Origin of the sequence: Pantoea endophytica, assembly GCF_002858935.1 — a bacterium.
GTDB classification, from domain to species: Bacteria; Pseudomonadota; Gammaproteobacteria; order Enterobacterales; family Enterobacteriaceae; genus Pantoea; species Pantoea leporis.
Genome location: NZ_PJRT01000028.1, coordinates 54,561 through 71,245, shown reverse-complemented (window position 1 = coordinate 71,245; position 16,685 = coordinate 54,561). Strand labels below are relative to the sequence as shown.

Here is a 16,685-nt window from a genome sequence, read left to right as displayed (position 1 = left end):
AGGATTTCACCATGCTCGACGCGCAAACCATCGCTACCATCAAATCGACCTTGCCCGCCATTGCCCAGGTTGGACCGCAGCTGACCGGCCATTTCTACCAACGTTTACTGACGCAACATCCTGAACTGAAAAACGTATTCAACATGAACAATCAGCGCAGCGGCAATCAGCGGGAAGCGTTGTTTAACGCCATTGTGGCTTATGGCAGCAACCTGGAAAATTTGGCCGTACTGTTGCCGGCGGTGGAGAAAATCGCGCAGAAGCATGCCAGCCTGAACATTCAGCCCGAGCAGTATGCGATTGTGGGTGAAAACCTGCTGGCGACAATTGATGAGCTGCTGCATCCGGGTGAAGAAGTGCTGACCGCATGGGGCAAAGCGTACGGCGTGCTGGCTGATGTGTTTATCCAGCGTGAAGAAGCCATCTATTCGGCCTCCGAAGAGAAAACCGGCGGCTGGCGCGGTGCGCGTGATTTTCGTATTCGCGCTATCAATCAGGAGAGTTCGGTGATCACGAGTTTTGAACTGGTGCCAAACGACGGTAAGCCGGTGGCAACCTTTCTGCCAGGGCAGTATCTGGCCATCAGCCTACAACCGGCAGGCTGTGAAAATATTCAGCATCGCCAGTATTCGCTGACGCACCAGCCAAATGGGCAATTTTATCGCATCGCGGTTAAACGCGAAGCGCTGGGCAGCGTGTCGGGCTGGCTGCATGATCGTGCGCAGGTGGGCGATATCGTGCAATGCGCGGCACCAGCCGGTGATTTCATCCTGCAGGCTGAAGCCGCTACGCCGATTACGCTGATCTCTGCTGGCGTCGGCCAAACTCCAATGCTGGCGATGCTGGCTACTCTGGCGCAGCAGCAACATCCGGCGGCGGTTAACTGGCTGCACGCCGCGGAAGCTGGTTCGCAGCATGCGTTTGCTGAAGAGGTGAAATCCCTCGGCGCACGCCTGCCAAACTTCACCAGCCACGTTTGGTATCGGCAACCAGAAAGTGCCGATGTCGGACGTTACGACGCTCAGGGCTTGATGGATTTGGCGAGCGTGTCCTCCGCGCTGAACCAGGCCGATCGTCAATTCTGGATCTGTGGCCCGCTACCGTTTATGCAGTTTGTCGCACGTCAACTGGTCGATGCCGGCATCAATGCCGATCGCATCCACTACGAAGTATTTGGCCCGCACAAGGTGCTGTAAAACAAAAAAGCCTGCGCAAAGCAGGCTTTTACAGGCAATGCGCGAAGGGGCTTAAATCGCCTCTTCGTCCTCTTCACCGGTACGGATACGCACTACGCGCGCCACGTCAAAGACAAAGATTTTGCCGTCGCCGATTTTGCCGGTCTGCGCGGTTTTCATAATGGTTTCTACGCAGGTATCGACGATATCGTCACCTACCACCATTTCGATTTTCACTTTTGGCAGAAAATCGACCATGTACTCAGCGCCGCGATACAGCTCAGTGTGACCTTTCTGACGACCAAAGCCTTTCACTTCACTGACGGTCATCCCGGTGATGCCCACTTCCGCTAAGGCTTCACGTACATCATCGAGTTTGAATGGTTTGATAATTGCATCGATCTTTTTCATGACAGATCCTTTTTTACTCCCTCCATGATGGACGGATACCGTTAGTATAATTGTTCCTGACGCTGCCGCAGCAAGCTACTCTTTAAATTCGCTGGCGTCCAATTCATGGCGCGACAGCAGCTTATAGAATTCAGTGCGGTTACGTCCAGCCAGACGCGCAGCGTTGGTGACATTTCCTTTGGTCATCTGCAGCAGTTTACGCAGATAGTTCAGCTCAAACTGATTTCGTGCTTCGACGAAAGTCGGCAGCGCGGTATTTTCCCCCGCCAGCGCCTGTTCAACCAGGGCATCACCGATGACCGGCGCGGTACTCAAGGCGACGCACTGTTCAATCACGTTGACCAGCTGACGTACATTGCCCGGCCAGGCGGCGCTGACCAGCCGCTTCATCGCATCAACCGAAAAGCTACGCACGAAAGGTTTATGGCGATCGGCGGATTGGCGCAGCAGATGATTCGCCAGCAGCGGGATATCTTCAGCGCGCTCGTGCAGCGCGGGAATTTTCAGATTCACCACGTTAAGACGATAGTAGAGATCTTCGCGGAAACTCTTCTTCTCCATCGCTTTGGGCAAATCGCGGTGCGTCGCGGAAATAATCCGCACGTTGATATCCAGATCGCGGTTGCTGCCTAACGGCCGCACTTTGCGCTCCTGCAGCACACGCAGCAGTTTCACCTGCAGCGCCTGTGGCATGTCGCCAATCTCATCAAGAAACAGCGTGCCGCCTTCCGCCGCCTGGAACAGACCTTCACGTGCGCTGACCGCGCCGGTAAAGGCGCCTTTAGCGTGGCCAAACAGTTCGGACTCTAAAAGTTGTTCCGGCAGCGCACCACAGTTGATGGCGATGAACGGCTTGGTGGCGCGCGGGCTGGCGGCGTGAATCGCCTGCGCCAGCACCTCTTTACCGGTGCCACTTTGGCCGTTAATCAATACGCTGACGTCAGATTGCGCCACCATGTGCGACTGCTCCAGCAACCGCAGCATCTGCGGATTGCGCGTCACAATCGCTTCGCGCCAACCGTCATCGCTGATCGGTGCGCGCTGGGCCAGCGCTTCATCTATTGCTTTATACAAAGCGTCACGATCGACCGGTTTGGTCAGAAAACTGAACACGCCTTGTTGCGTGGCGGATACCGCTTCCGGGATCGAACCGTGCGCGGTGAGAATGATCACCGGCAAGCCCGCATGACGTTTCTGCACTTCGCCGAACAGCGCCAGACCATCCATTTCGTCCATGCGCAGGTCGCTGATCACCAAGTCGACCTTCTCTTTCTGCAGATGGCGCAGGGCTTCCGGCCCGCTGGCGGCCGTCGCCACCTGATAGCCTTCGCTGCTCAGACGCATGCCGAGCAGTTTCAATAAGCCCGGATCATCATCCACCAGCAATAAACGTGCGGCTTGTTTCATGGTTATTGATCCTCACTTTGCACATCGCTGCCGCCGTGCGATGTGTCGCTGCTATCAGGCGCTTTACGCGACGACAGCTGGCGTTCAATGTCGGTTAAACGCTCTAACTTGCGTTGGGTATCGGCCAGCGACTGACGCATTTTGGTTTGCTGCTGGCGCAGGTTATCCATCTCCGCGTCATTGCTCTGCTGCAAAGCGGCGTAGCGTCCACGCGCTTCGCTCAGCTCCAGTTGGGCCGCCTGATTGCTGCGCCACAGCTGGAGCAGCGGACGCACCGATGCAGGATAAGCCGCGCTGTAACCGTCTAAGGTAGTGACGAAATCACGACGCTCAACTGGCGTGACGTTACCGTTCGCGAGCAAGATGCCCTGCTTGAAGGCGCGGGCCCAGCCTTGCACCGGCCAGCGACGCGCTTCTGCACGCGCTTCGGCCGGCGATAAGCGCTCGGCGCAATCCATGGCGCGCTGCCAATAGAGCGGATTGCCTGCGGCGGCTGGCGTTTCGATTTGCCACACGTTTTGGCAATCGGTCGCCAGATAATCCGGCAGGCGTACCTCCGGTTCAGGCACGCTAACGCCATTATGCTGCGTACGATCTTGTGACGGTGCCTGGCAGGCGCTGAGGCCGAAAACCAGCACTGCACTGGCCACAAGTTTGAATAGGGTTAGTTTCATTAATCAGGCATTCCCGGCGCTGGTCGTTAGAATGATACGAAAACAGACATCCGCATCCTTGCGCGTTACCAACTGCAGATCGCCGTGCATCCTGCGCAGACAATCTTTGGCGATGCTTAAGCCCAGCCCGCTGCCTTTAACCGGCCCTTTGCGCTGTTGGCTGCCCTGATAAAAGGGCTCAAAAATCATCGCCTGCTCTTCAGCCGGAATCGGTGTGCCGGTGTTTGCCACCTCAATCCATACCTGGTTGCCCTTCTGCTGGCTCTGCAGCCAGATGTTACCGGATTCGCTGCCGTAGTTCACGGCGTTCGAATAGAGGTTATCGATCACCCGCTGCAGCAGCGTCGCTTCAGCCAGACAATGATGCACTTGCAGATCAACGTGGGTGGTCATTTCACGTGCATTGGCTGGCAACGAGTGCACTTTTACCACCGAATCAATGATCTCATTTAGCGCCACGGGCTTCAGCGCCATCGGTCCATCGGCCAGCTTGCGGTTGTAATCGAGCAACTGCTCAATCAGCCGCTGTAAATGACGGCTGCTGGTATCGAGAATCGCCACCACTTCCTGCTGCTCGGCATTCAGTGGTCCAGCGACCTGATCGGCCAGCAGTTCTGTGCCTTCACGCAGACTGGCAAGCGGCGTTTTCAGCTCATGCGACAGGTGGCGCAAAAATTCGTGGCGCTGCTCTTCCAGCCAGCTTAACCGCTCACTCAGCCAGACGATGCGCTGCCCCAACGAACGGATCTCACGCGGACCACGGAAACTGCCGCTATCGCCCAGCGCCTTACCTTCGCCCAATCGATTGATCATGCGTTCAACCCGCTTCACCGGACCGATGATCATCCCCGTGAACAGCAAAACCAGCACCAGGCTAATCAGGAACAGAATCAGCGCCTGCCAGCCAAAAAACTGACCGCGATCGGCGATTTCACGCTGCAGCTGTAAGCCGCGCGAAAATACCACTTCACGCGTTGCCTGCACCATTTGCGTGTTGGTATCGGAAAAACGCTCCAGCGCGCTGGCGGCTTGCGCCTCAGGATTGCCGTTATCGCACTGCAGTTGCTGCAGCGAAGGCAAGGTGGTTTGCAGCACTTTGAAGGAAGGCAGATCGGGCAAACTGGCAGCGTGACTGCTGAGCATTTGGCCGTAGCGCGTCCACTGCGTTTGATACAGCTTCGCCAGCGACGCATCGCCGAGCACGCAATATTGGCGGTAGCTGCGCTCCAGCTCCAGCGCGGTACGCGCCATCGCTTCGCTGCGACGCACATCGGTAAAGGTATTGCGGTTGGTATCCGCCGCCTGGTTGCTTAACGCCGAAAGACTTTCCCACGCTTGCCACGCCAGCACCAGTAACGGTAGCAGTACCAGCAGGAAAGCCATTAACACTAACTGCCGCAGGGATCGGGGAAACAGACGCCATTTCATCACAACCGCGCTTCCTTAAATGTGAGCTGCAGGCATGCTAGCGAAGTATCAAAACGGAAGAAAGGCCAGATATGAAAACGGCAGGCCTTTTGGCCTGCCGTGAGAGCGACGCCGCAGCATCGCTTGCAAAATAGGTGGAGCCTAACTCAACGTTGCGCCCGATGTTTGATAACGTTGCAAAGCAAACGATTATCGGTGAGGTGGACGACAGGCTCCGTTTGGTGCGTCATTCGGTTTTTATGAGCTCAGCCGCTGAAGCGGGGCAATCATAAACAGGTGAATGAGCCACGCAAGGAGTATAGCAAGTATCGTGCCAATAAATAAATAGCGTTTATTATCAGAGGAATGCCAGAGACGAAGCACTCTCCCAGAGAAAAGCGGACCGGACGGTCTGTGAAAAGTGTCGCTGATTAGCAACGTGTTTGTCGTGGTAATTTACTGGCTATATAAATCAATGAGTTAAATGTCACCTTTTGACGACAACGTATTGGCGGGATTGTCGTTATTTTCCGACAGTTTAGAGATTATGCGGATTTCAGTAAGGTCGCCATGAATGGTGGACCTGCAAAACGCGCAGAATAAAAAAGGCCGCTATTTAGCGGCCTTTGTTTTGCTTATCCCAACTGCTTACGCGCGTTGCGGAAGATACGCATCCACGGGCTGTCTTCGCCCCACTCTGCCGGATGCCAGGAGTTGCTCACGGTACGGAACACACGCTCTGGGTGCGGCATCATAATGGTGACGCGTCCGCTCTCGTTGGTTACCGCAGTGATGCCGTTAGGCGATCCGTTCGGGTTAGCCGGATAGCTTTCTGTCACTTTGCCGAAGTTATCGACGAAGCGCAGCGCCACCAAACCTTTGCTCTCCAGCTGTGCCAGATGCGCGCCGTCACGCACTTCGACAAAACCTTCACCGTGCGATACCGCGATTGGCATATGCGATCCGACCATGCCATCCAGCAGCAGCGATGGGCTCGCCGCTACTTCAACCAGGCTGAAACGCGCTTCGAAACGCTCGGACTGGTTGCGCACAAAGCGTGGCCACAGCTCGCTTCCCGGAATCAGCTCGCGCAGGTTCGACATCATCTGACAACCGTTACACACGCCAAGTGCCAGCGTTTGTGGACGATGGAAGAAGTTTTCGAACTCATCACGCACGCGACCGTTGAACAGGATGGATTTCGCCCAGCCTTCACCCGCGCCCAGCACGTCACCGTACGAGAAGCCACCGCAGGCGACCAGCGCCTGGAACTCTTCCAGACCGCGACGGCCCGCCAGCAGATCGCTCATATGCACGTCAACTGCAGTAAAGCCCGCACGATGGAAGGCGGCGGCCATCTCTACGTGTGAGTTAACGCCCTGCTCACGCAGCACTGCCACACGCGGACGTGCGCCCGTCGCAATCATCGGTGCCGCAACATCTTCTTCTGGCTTGAAGGTCAGATGGACGTTCAGACCTGGGTCGTTATCGTCTTTCTTCGCTTCATGCTCCTGATCGGCACAGGCTGGGTTATCACGCAGACGCTGCATCTGCCAGGTGGTTTCTGCCCACCAGGTACGCAGCGTGCTACGGCTTTCGCTGTACACCGCGCTGTCGCCAGAGCGGATCACGAAGCGATCGCCTGGCAGGGCTTTACCAATCACGTGCAGGTTAGCGCTCAGATCGTGGTCAGCGAACACCTTCTCGACGGCTGCACGATCCGCTGCGTTAATCTGCAGCACCGCGCCCAGCTCTTCGGTGAACAATGCGGCTAACGCATCGCTGCCCAACGCGGCAATATCGGCTTCGATACCGCAGTGACCGGTGAAGGCCATCTCCGCCAGCGTGACCAGCAGGCCGCCGTCAGAACGGTCGTGGTAAGCCAGCAGTTTCTGCTCGGCCACCAGCGCCTGAATGGCGTTGAAGAAGCCCGCCAGCTGCGTAGCATCACGCACGTCGGCAGGCTTATCGCCCAGCTGACGATAAACCTGCGACAGCGCAGTCGCGCCAAGGGTGTTCGCGCCGTTGCCGAGATCCACCAGCAGCAGCAGGTTGTCTTGATCCGCCTGCAACTGCGGCGTCACGGTGCGACGCACATCTTCCACGCGCGCAAAGGCGGTGATCACCAGCGACAGCGGCGAGGTCATTTCGCGCTGCTCAGTACCTTGCTGCCAGCGGGTTTTCATCGACATTGAGTCTTTGCCTACCGGAATGGTGATACCCAGCGCGGGACACAACTCTTCGCCGACCGCTTTAACCGCCGCGTACAAGCCCGCGTCTTCGCCTGGATGACCGGCGGCGGCCATCCAGTTCGCAGAGAGCTTAACGCGCTGTAGCGAACCAATGGAGGTTGCGGCGATGTTGGTCAGCGCTTCACCGACGGCGAGGCGACCTGAAGCCGCGAAGTCGAGCAATGCGACGGGTGCACGTTCACCAAGCGAGAAGGCTTCACCGTGATAGCTATCGAGGCTGGCGGTGGTGACGGCGCAGTTCGCGACCGGAATCTGCCACGGTCCTACCATCTGATCGCGCGCCACCATGCCGGTTACGCTGCGGTCACCAATGGTGATCAGGAAGGTTTTTTCCGCCACGGTCGGCAGGTGCAGCACGCGATTCACCGCATCCGCTACGCTAATCCCGTCACGCTGCAGCGCTTCGCCGTTGGCCTGCTGGCTGGCAACATCACGCGTCATCTTCGGCGTTTTGCCCAGCAGCACGTCGAGCGGCATGTCGATTGGCTTATTGCCGAAATGGCTGTCGGCGAGGTTCAGATGCAGCTCTTCGGTGGCTTCACCGATGACCGCATATGGCGCGCGTTCACGCTGACACAGCTCGTCAAACAGCGCCAGTTTCTCCGGCGCGACCGCCAGCACATAACGTTCCTGCGACTCGTTACACCATACTTCCAGCGGACTCATGCCTGGCTCATCGCTGAGGATGTCGCGCAGGTTGAAGTTACCGCCACGATTACCGTCGCTCACCAGCTCTGGCATGGCGTTCGAAAGGCCGCCCGCGCCGACGTCGTGGATGAACAGAATCGGGTTGGCTTCGCCCAGCTGCCAGCAGCGGTCAATCACTTCCTGGCAACGACGTTCCATCTCTGGGTTGTCGCGCTGTACTGACGCAAAGTCGAGATCGGCATCCGATTGGCCTGATGCCATTGACGATGCCGCGCCGCCGCCCAGACCGATGTTCATAGCCGGGCCCCCCAGCACGATCAGCTTGGCGCCGACCACGATCTCGCCTTTCTGCACGTGATCGGCACGGATGTTACCGATGCCGCCCGCCAGCATGATGGGCTTGTGATAGCCGCGCAGCTCCACGCCATTGTGGCTGTTAACGCGCTCTTCGTAGGTACGGAAGTAGCCGTTGAGGGCTGGACGACCAAATTCGTTGTTGAACGCCGCGCCGCCCAGTGGACCTTCGGTCATGATATCCAGCGCGGTGACGATGCGATCCGGCTTACCGAAATCCTCTTCCCACGGCTGTTCAAAGCCTGGAATACGCAGGTTCGATACCGAGAAACCGACCAGACCAGCTTTGGGCTTCGCGCCACGTCCGGTTGCGCCTTCATCACGGATTTCGCCACCAGAACCGGTCGCGGCACCCGGCCATGGTGAAATGGCGGTTGGGTGGTTATGGGTTTCGACTTTCATCAGGATATGTGCGGCTTCCTGATGGAACTCATATTCGCCCTTCTGCGCATCGGCGTAGAAGCGGCCAACCTCAGAACCTTCCATTACCGCAGCGTTGTCTTTATAGGCAGACAGCACGTGCTCAGGATTGTGTTCAAAGGTGTTCTTGATCATTTTAAACAGCGACTTCGGCTGCTTTTCGCCGTCGATAATCCAGTCGGCATTGAAGATCTTGTGACGACAGTGCTCGGAGTTTGCCTGCGCAAACATGTAGAGCTCGATGTCGTTTGGATTGCGGCCCAGCTTAGTAAAGGCATCAAGCAGGTAATCGATCTCATCATCAGCCAGCGCCAGGCCCAGCGTGGTGTTGGCCTGCTCCAGCGCGCTGCGGCCTGCGCCCAGCACGTCAACGCTTTTCAGCGGCTGCGGCTGATGGTGAGCAAACAGCTGCTGCGCATCGTTGAGATCAGCGAACACCGTTTCCATCATGCGGTCATGCAACAGGCTCGCCAGCTGCTGCCACTGTGCTTCCGTGAGCTCAGGTGCCTGCACATAGAAGGCCATACCGCGCTCAAGACGCAAGACCTGTGGCAGATCGCAATTATGGGCGATGTCGGTGGCTTTCGATGACCACGGTGAGATGGTGCCGGGACGCGGCGTTACCAGCAACAGACGCCCTTGTGGCGCATGTTCGGCGAGAGAAGGACCGTATTTCAGCAGGCGTTGCAGGCGGGCTTGCTCGTCCGCGCTGAGCGGTGCACTAACATCGGCAAAATGGACGTACTCGGCGTAAATATCACTCACCGGAAGGTGAGCGTCCTGAAAGCGGGTCAGCAGTTTGTTTACACGAAATGCCGACAGAGCGGGCGAACCACGCAGAATTTCCATCATTAAAGATCTCTCGTCTTTGAAGTGCCGGGCGACGCTTCATTGGGCGCAACAGGGGAAAACGGGCGGTATTATAGAGAAACAGCTCGGGTTACGAAACCGTTTGCGCATAAATTCTGGCACCTGGCGTTTGGCTGAATTTTGCACAATTCTTGCTATAAAAGTTGCCCTGCCCCTTTTTGTTGCGCAAAATGCCCCTCGCTCTGGGAGTTAAAACAACATAAATACTGCCTTTAAAAGACAGAGGCCTGTGAGCCATTACGAGACAACTATTTGAAACGCCTAAAAATAAACTATCTGTTTATCGGTCTGATCACCGTGCTACTTGCGCTAGCATTGTGGCCTTCAATCCCGTGGTACGCGGGCGGAACAGACGCGCTATCACAGATCAAATCACGCGGAGTGCTGCGCATCAGTACCGTTAACTCTCCGCTGACTTACTACACCATTAACAATGCACCAGCCGGTATGGATTACGAGCTGGCGAAGCGCTTCGCCGATTACCTTGGCGTGAAACTGGAAGTTGAGGTGCGTCCTAACCTCGGCGATCTGTTTGACGACCTCGATGACGGTAAAGCGGATTTGCTGGCGGCCGGCTTGATCTACAACAGCGAGCGCCTCGCGCACTACCAAAGTGGCCCGAGCTACTATTCGGTGTCGCAGCAGCTGGTGTACCGCATTGATAAGCCTCGCCCGAAGAATCTCGGCGATCTCAAAGGCCGCCTGATTGTGCAGTCCGGTTCGGCATACCTGTCAACTTTACGTTCCGCCAAAGCTGACAGCTATCCCGATCTCGACTGGGCGATCTCCACCGATCAGGGCCAGAAAGCGCTGCTTGAAGCAGTTGCTGACGGCAAACTCGATTACACGGTGGGCGATTCGGTTACCATCGGCCTGCTGCAGCGCATTCATCCGCAGCTGGCGGTGGCGTTTGATGTGACCGACGAAGAGCCGGTCACCTGGTATTTACCGCGCAATGAAGACGACAGCCTGAGTGCGGCGATGCTCGACTTCTACAGCCAGATGGGCGAGGAAGGCACGATGGCGCGGCTGGAAGAGAAGTATCTCGGCCACGTTGGCACCTTCGATTATGTTGATACCCGCACCTTCCTGCGCGCCATTGATAACACTTTGCCGGATATCAAACCGCTGTTTGAGAAATATTCCGCCAGCATGGATTGGCGTTTACTGGCGGCAATATCTTATCAGGAGTCGCACTGGAATCCGCAGGCCACATCGCCAACCGGCGTGCGCGGCATGATGATGTTGACGCGTAATACCGCCGACAGCCTTGACGTTAACGATCGCCTCGATCCCGAACAGAGCATTCGCGGCGGCAGCGAATATCTCAAGCGCATGATGGAGAAAGTCCCGGAAACGATTCCTGAAGATGAACGTATCTGGTTCGCGCTGGCGGCATATAACATGGGTTACGCGCACATGCTGGACGTACGCAAGCTGACGGCGAAACAGGGCGGCAATCCCGACAGCTGGGCCGATGTGAAGCTGCGTTTGCCGATGTTGAGCCAGAAGCGCTATTACACGCAAACCACCTACGGCTACGCGCGCGGCCACGAAGCTTATAACTACGTGGAGAATATCCGTAAATATCAGATCAGTTTGGTGGGATATTTGCAGGAACAGGAGAAGCGTTTAGCTCAGCAGTCGGCACTGGAAGCGGAGTTAGGCGCCGGTTACCCGGCGGTCGAACCGAAAATTGCCATGAATTAACCGGTGCGCTGCGCCTGACGCAGCGCCTTCTTCTGTTCGCGACGCATGCGGAAAAAGTCACTCAGCATCCCGGCACACTCTTCCGCCAGCACACCGCAATCAATCTGAATTTGATGATTCATGCCGGGATGACCAATCACATCCAGCAGTGAACCGGCCGCGCCGGTTTTCTCATCTTTAGCGCCGTACACCAGCCGCGTGATGCGGCCGTGCACCATCGCACCGGCGCACATCACGCAGGGTTCCAGCGTGACATACAGCGTGGTATCCAGCAGACGATAGTTTTCCAGTACTTTGCCGCCCTGACGCAGCGCCATGATCTCGGCATGTGCGGTAGGATCGTGCTGGCCAATCGGCCGGTTCCAGCCCTCGCCAATCACCTTTTCGCCCTGCACCAGCACCGCACCAACCGGCACTTCGCCCTGCTCCCACGCGCGCTTCGCCAGTTCCAGCGCATAACGCATCCAATATTCATCAGTTTGTGGGTTCACCGGGCAACTCCTGCGGGCAGTAAAAGGCGGCGCATTATAGCGATGCTGCTGCCGGAATCGAAGCGTTATTCCAGTTGTTGCAGCTCACCGCGCGGCGTGACGCGCCAGCGGTGCTGACAGAAGAACAACAGCGGGTTGTCCTGTTTGCTGTCGCTGTAGCCGCTATACAGTTGCAGCGGCGTGCCGATTTTCTCCTCCAGCTGCGCCACCTTTTCATGGCCGAGGCAGCGCATCGACAGCAAACGTCCGCCGCAGCCCGGTTTCATCTGGCTGGCAATCAGCTGTACGCGCGGCAGGAAGGCCGAGTCGAAATAGACTTGCTCCACCAGCGACTGCGGCGAACCGGTAATCAGCCAGACATCGGCATCGCTGCTACTGAGATAGTCGGTGAGTCGCTGCTGCACCACCGGAAACGCAGTAACACGCTGGCGGAACCACTCAGCGAATTCCGCCTCACGCTGGCGCAGACGTTTTTCGCTGTGGCCAAAGGTAATCGCCCACAGTAACAAACTCATTGGCCAGCGTGCGGCGCGCCCTTTGATCAGCATGCCAAGACCAATCACCGGTAACAGCGGTACCACCAGCAGCAGATTGATCGGCTGACGTCGCAGCAGATAGCGCATAAAGGTGCCAAACATGTCTTGCTGATGCAGCGTGCCATCGAGATCGAAAAATACCACGCGTCGTTGTGTACCCTTTGTCAAACAGCACTCCTTCTCTATCCTTCGTGGTTTCTGCACTACAGTGTAGCCAGCTTCGGCGTTCAGGGCGAAAGCTGCTATTTTTAATTCCAGTGACTACAATGCCATTTGAATAGTTTATTCTTCGCGTTTACGCGCTGTTTGCGGATAAAGGAATTAAGGATCGAACCATGAGTTCATTGCTGCGCATTCGTCAGCTCTACCCTCGACTGGCGCTAAATGAGCGCCGGCTGGCGGATTTTTTGCTGTCGCAGCCGGATCGTGCACGGCATCTCAGTTCACAAAAACTCGCTGAGGAATCGGGCGTTAGCCAGTCCAGCGTGGTGAAGTTTGCCCAGAAGCTGGGCTACAAAGGGTTTCCAGCGCTGAAGCTGGCGCTGAGCGAATCGATGGCCGATCGCGATGCGATTACCGTGCATAACCATATTCTCAGCGACGATCCGCTGAAAGTGGTCGGCGAAAAGCTGCTGACCGAAAAGATCTCGGCGATCCGCGCCACGCTGGACATCAACAGCGAAGAGAAGCTGCTGCAAACCTTGCAGCTGCTGAAAAATGCCAATCGGATTTTGCTGGTTGGCATCGGCGCGTCCGGTTTAGTGGCGAAAGATTTTTCGTGGAAGCTGATGAAGATCGGCATCAATGCGGTGGCGGAGCAGGATATGCACGCTTTGCTCGCCAGCGTGCAAGCGATGGCGCCGGGCGATGTGCTGCTGGCGATTTCCTATACTGGCGAACGTCGCGAAATCAATCTGGCGGCGCAGGAAGCGGCGCAGGTCGGTGCCGATGTGCTGGCCTTTACCGGCTTTACGCCGAATGCTCTGCAGCAGTGCGCCACGGTTTGCCTCTACACCGTGGCGGAAGAGCAGAGCACGCGCAGTGCGGCGATCTCGTCGACCAGCGCGCAGCTGGCGTTGACCGATCTGCTGTTTATGGCGCTGGTACAAAACGATCCTGAACGCGCCTCCAGCCACATTCGCCACAGCGAAGCGTTGGTGAAAAAGCTGGTCTGATGAGATCAGGCGCGTATAATACCCGCGCCTTTCCTGCTGTTATTGGACTTCTGCTATGGCCTTGCTCATCACCACTAAATGCATCAATTGCGATATGTGCGAACCTGAATGCCCAAACCAGGCAATCAGCTTAGGCGACGCGATCTATGAAATTGATGTCGACCGCTGCACCGAGTGCGTGGGCCATTATGATGTGCCGACCTGCCAAAGCGTCTGTCCGATTGATAACACCATCATTACCGATCCACAGCACCCGGAAAGCCGCGAGGCGCTGTGGGAGAAGTTCGTGGTGTTGCATCCTTAGTTCTCGATAATCACCGTTGCGCAGGCGTAATGGCGTTCATCCGCTAACGTCACATGCACATGCTTCACGCCGAGCTGGCTGGCGATCACCCTGGCCTGCTCAAAGAAACGTAATCCCGGTTTGCCCAGCGCATCGTTGTACACTTCGAACTGATTGAAGGCCAGGCCACCGCGAATGCCGGTGCCAAACGCTTTCGCTGCCGCCTCTTTCACCGCAAAACGCTTAGCCAGAAAGCGCACCGGTTGCTGGTGTGCCTGATATTGCTGCCACTCGGCTTCGCTTAATACGCGACGCGCCAGACGGTCGCCGGAGCGCTCAATGACGCCAGCAATGCGCTCGATCTCTACGATATCGCTGCCGAGCCCGAGAATCGCCATTAGCGACGCGCTTCCCGCATCAGCTGCTTCATTTCGCTGACCGCATCGGCCAAACCGCTGAACAGCGCGCGACCAATAATCGCATGGCCAATATTCAGCTCGTGCATTTCCGGCAATTCAGCAATCGGCTGCACATTGTGGTAAGTCAAACCGTGGCCGGCATTGACTTTCAGGCCGAGGCTGGCGGCGAAAGTCGCGGCTTTGCGGATGCGCGACAGCTCAGCCTGGCGCGCGAGACCTTCGGGCGCTTCGGCATAGGCACCGGTGTGAATTTCGATATAAGGCGCGCCGCTGGCAACCGCCGCTTCAATCTGGCGGTGATCGGCATCGATAAACAGTGACACCAGAATGCCGGCGTCGCTTAACAGGCGCACCGCAGCATTAATTTTGTCCTGCTGACCCGCCACATCCAGCCCGCCTTCGGTGGTCACTTCCTGACGCTTTTCCGGCACCAGACAAACGAAGTGCGGCTTGATTTCACAGGCAATGTCGATCATCTCGTCCGTTACCGCCATCTCCAGATTCATGCGCGTCTGGATGGTGTCACGCAAAATGCGTACATCACGATCGGTGATGTGACGGCGATCCTCACGCAGATGCACGGTAATGCCGTCAGCGCCGGCCTGCTCAGCAACAAACGCGGCCTGCACCGGATCGGGATAGTTTGTACCACGTGCGTTACGTACGGTGGCAATGTGGTCAATGTTGACGCCTAACAGCAACTCAGCCATGACAATCCTTAAATGTGTTCAGTGTGTTTGCAGTGTACCGCGCTGAATATATCAGGCGGTACGACCAGCGCTAGTCGTTTGCCACATCGGGTTTCTTTTTTGGCACAAACTGGCGAAAAAGTTCCTGACTCTTCAGCGGCTTGCCGCCAAGATAGGGTTTGAGCGCCATACGCGTAAAGCGTTTGGCGGCGCGCAGAGTATCGGCATCGGGGAATTCGCGCTCCCACAACGCACGCAGCTGGCGGCCGGTAAAGCTGCGTTGATTGACCACCAAACTGGCGATAAAACCCTTCTCTTCCCGGTAGCTGTAGGTCATGCCATCAGCCACCTCTTCGCCGCTGCCGGCACAGTGCAGAAAATCCACGCCGTAACCGAGATGCCCGAGCAGCGCCAGCTCAAAGCGGCGCAGCGCCGGTTCAGGCGAGCCGTTGCCTGCCGCCAGCGTTTGGATGCAATTCAGGTAATCAAAGAACATATCAGAGAAGGGAATTTGCTGCTCCAGCACGCGCGACAGCAGCTCGTTGACGTAGAGCCCGCAATAGAGCGTAATGCCGCTGAGCGGCAATGCCAGCGAAACGGCTTCGGCATTGCGCAGCGTTTTGACATCACCGCGTCCACCCCAGCGCACCAGCAGTGGCGTAAAGGGTTGCAGTGCACCTTTTAGTTGGGAGCGGCGCGAGCGGGCGCCTTTGGCAAGGACGCGGACGCGCCCTTCGCTTTCGCTGAACAGATCGAGGAGTAGGCTGGTTTCGCTGTAAGGGCGACTATGCAGCACAAAGGCGCGTTGCCAGCCTTCCATTACTTAACCTTCGTCAGAGTAACCTAAGCTGCGCAGCGCACGTTCATCGTCCGCCCAGCCCGATTTCACTTTAACCCACAGTTCGAGATGCACTTTCGCTTCAAACATCTCTTCCATGTCTTTACGCGATTCAATGCCGATGGTTTTGATCTTGGCGCCTTTATTACCGATGACCATTTTCTTCTGGCCTTCGCGCTCAACAAGGATCAGGCCATTGATGTCGTAGCCGCCGCGATCGTTCGAAACAAACTGCTCAATTTCGACGGTAACGGAGTAAGGCAGTTCAGCACCCAGGAAGCGCATTAACTTTTCACGGATGATCTCAGACGCCATAAAGCGCTGCGAGCGGTCGGTGACATAATCTTCCGGGAAATGATGCTCAGATTTTGGCAGGCATTTGCGCGCAATCGCCGCAATCGCGTCGACATTTTTGCCGCTTTCCGCTGAGATAGGGACGATTTCAAGGAAGTTCATCTGCTGGCTAAGGAACTGCAGATGCGGTAACAGAATGCTCTTATCCTGGATGTTGTCGACTTTATTGATCGCCAATACCACCGGAACTTTGTTATCACGCAGCTTGTTGAGCACCATCTCGTCGTCTGGTGTCCAGCGCGTGCCTTCAACCACAAAGATCACCAGCTCAACGTCACCAATGGAGCTGCTGGCGGCACGGTTCATCAGGCGGTTGATCGCCCGTTTCTCTTCCATGTGCAGCCCTGGCGTATCCACGTAGATCGCCTGATAAGCGCCTTCGGTGTGGATGCCCATAATACGGTGACGCGTGGTTTGCGGCTTGCGTGACGTGATCGACACTTTCTGCCCCAGCAACTGGTTCAGCAAAGTGGATTTACCGACGTTTGGTCGGCCTACAATCGCGACAAAGCCGCTGTATGTTTCGAGTTCGCTCATTCGAGTCCTGACTTGGGCAGCGCCGCTTTCGACGC

15 protein-coding genes are annotated in these 16,685 nt (G+C 56.7%); 4 read left to right on the top strand and 11 right to left on the bottom strand.

Annotated elements, in window-relative coordinates:
* Positions 1 to 11 precede the first annotated feature (11 nt).
* A complete protein-coding gene (hmpA, locus tag PZBJ_RS17125; protein ID WP_101763470.1) occupies positions 12 to 1,196 on the top strand; it encodes an NO-inducible flavohemoprotein in 1,185 nt (394 codons plus the stop codon).
* Positions 1,197 to 1,247: 51 nt separating this feature from the next.
* Here the strand turns inward: hmpA and glnB are convergent, their stop codons facing one another.
* The 5 genes from glnB to purL form a co-directional block, all read right to left on the bottom strand.
* On the bottom strand, positions 1,248 to 1,586 hold the full coding sequence (gene glnB / locus PZBJ_RS17120) for a nitrogen regulatory protein P-II (RefSeq protein WP_007886217.1): 339 nt from the start codon (positions 1,584 to 1,586) through the stop codon (positions 1,248 to 1,250).
* 75 nt (positions 1,587 to 1,661) lie between these two features.
* Complete coding sequence (glrR, locus tag PZBJ_RS17115) at positions 1,662 to 2,993, bottom strand: two-component system response regulator GlrR (protein WP_101763469.1); 1,332 nt, start codon at positions 2,991 to 2,993, stop codon at positions 1,662 to 1,664.
* A 2-nt stretch (positions 2,994 to 2,995) separates the two neighbouring features.
* Entirely contained in the window at positions 2,996 to 3,667 is a 672-nt protein-coding gene (qseG, locus tag PZBJ_RS17110) for a two-component system QseEF-associated lipoprotein QseG (protein ID WP_101763468.1), read from the bottom strand.
* A gap of 3 nt (positions 3,668 to 3,670) precedes the next feature.
* A complete protein-coding gene (locus PZBJ_RS17105; RefSeq protein WP_101763467.1) occupies positions 3,671 to 5,098 on the bottom strand; it encodes a sensor histidine kinase in 1,428 nt (475 codons plus the stop codon).
* A 611-nt stretch (positions 5,099 to 5,709) separates the two neighbouring features.
* The gene (gene purL / locus PZBJ_RS17100) at positions 5,710 to 9,600 is read right to left on the bottom strand and encodes a phosphoribosylformylglycinamidine synthase (RefSeq protein ID WP_101763466.1); all 3,891 of its coding nucleotides are present in this window, start codon (positions 9,598 to 9,600) and stop codon (positions 5,710 to 5,712) included.
* 270 nt (positions 9,601 to 9,870) lie between these two features.
* On the opposite strand from purL, the gene mltF reads away from it, so the two are divergent.
* Positions 9,871 to 11,328 carry a membrane-bound lytic murein transglycosylase MltF gene (gene mltF, locus PZBJ_RS17095; RefSeq protein ID WP_101763465.1) on the top strand — a complete coding sequence of 486 codons (1,458 nt, stop codon included), beginning with the start codon at positions 9,871 to 9,873 and terminating at the stop codon, positions 11,326 to 11,328.
* Here mltF and tadA read toward each other — a convergent pair.
* Positions 11,325 to 11,819: a tRNA adenosine(34) deaminase TadA gene (gene tadA, locus PZBJ_RS17090; RefSeq protein WP_101763464.1), complete on the bottom strand. Its 495-nt coding sequence runs from the start codon at positions 11,817 to 11,819 to the stop codon at positions 11,325 to 11,327. The genes mltF and tadA overlap by 4 nt on opposite strands.
* Positions 11,820 to 11,884: 65 nt before the next feature.
* Positions 11,885 to 12,523 carry a phosphatidylglycerophosphatase C gene (gene yfhb / locus PZBJ_RS17085; protein WP_101763463.1) on the bottom strand — a complete coding sequence of 213 codons (639 nt, stop codon included), beginning with the start codon at positions 12,521 to 12,523 and terminating at the stop codon, positions 11,885 to 11,887.
* Positions 12,524 to 12,690: 167 nt separating this feature from the next.
* Between yfhb and PZBJ_RS17080 the strand changes: the two genes are divergently transcribed.
* Both PZBJ_RS17080 and PZBJ_RS17075 read left to right on the top strand, forming a co-directional pair.
* Positions 12,691 to 13,530 (top strand): MurR/RpiR family transcriptional regulator, encoded by an 840-nt coding sequence (locus PZBJ_RS17080; RefSeq protein WP_101763462.1) that lies wholly within the window; start codon positions 12,691 to 12,693, stop codon positions 13,528 to 13,530.
* Positions 13,531 to 13,585: 55 nt separating this feature from the next.
* A complete protein-coding gene (locus PZBJ_RS17075; protein ID WP_101763461.1) occupies positions 13,586 to 13,834 on the top strand; it encodes a YfhL family 4Fe-4S dicluster ferredoxin in 249 nt (82 codons plus the stop codon).
* Here PZBJ_RS17075 and acpS read toward each other — a convergent pair.
* The 4 genes from acpS to era all read right to left on the bottom strand — a co-directional run bounded on the left by acpS (position 13,831) and on the right by era (position 16,650).
* Positions 13,831 to 14,211 (bottom strand): holo-ACP synthase, encoded by a 381-nt coding sequence (acpS, locus tag PZBJ_RS17070; protein ID WP_101763460.1) that lies wholly within the window; start codon positions 14,209 to 14,211, stop codon positions 13,831 to 13,833. The two genes, PZBJ_RS17075 and acpS, sit on opposite strands and share 4 nt — an antisense overlap.
* A complete protein-coding gene (gene pdxJ / locus PZBJ_RS17065; protein WP_007886179.1) occupies positions 14,211 to 14,942 on the bottom strand; it encodes a pyridoxine 5'-phosphate synthase in 732 nt (243 codons plus the stop codon). Before pdxJ ends, acpS begins: the two co-directional genes overlap by 1 nt.
* 70 nt (positions 14,943 to 15,012) lie before the next feature.
* A complete protein-coding gene (recO, locus tag PZBJ_RS17060) occupies positions 15,013 to 15,741 on the bottom strand; it encodes a DNA repair protein RecO (protein WP_008101510.1) in 729 nt (242 codons plus the stop codon).
* Between the two features lie 3 nt (positions 15,742 to 15,744).
* The gene (gene era / locus PZBJ_RS17055) at positions 15,745 to 16,650 is read right to left on the bottom strand and encodes a GTPase Era (protein WP_008101512.1); all 906 of its coding nucleotides are present in this window, start codon (positions 16,648 to 16,650) and stop codon (positions 15,745 to 15,747) included.
* Between the last annotated feature and the right edge of the window lie 35 nt (positions 16,651 to 16,685).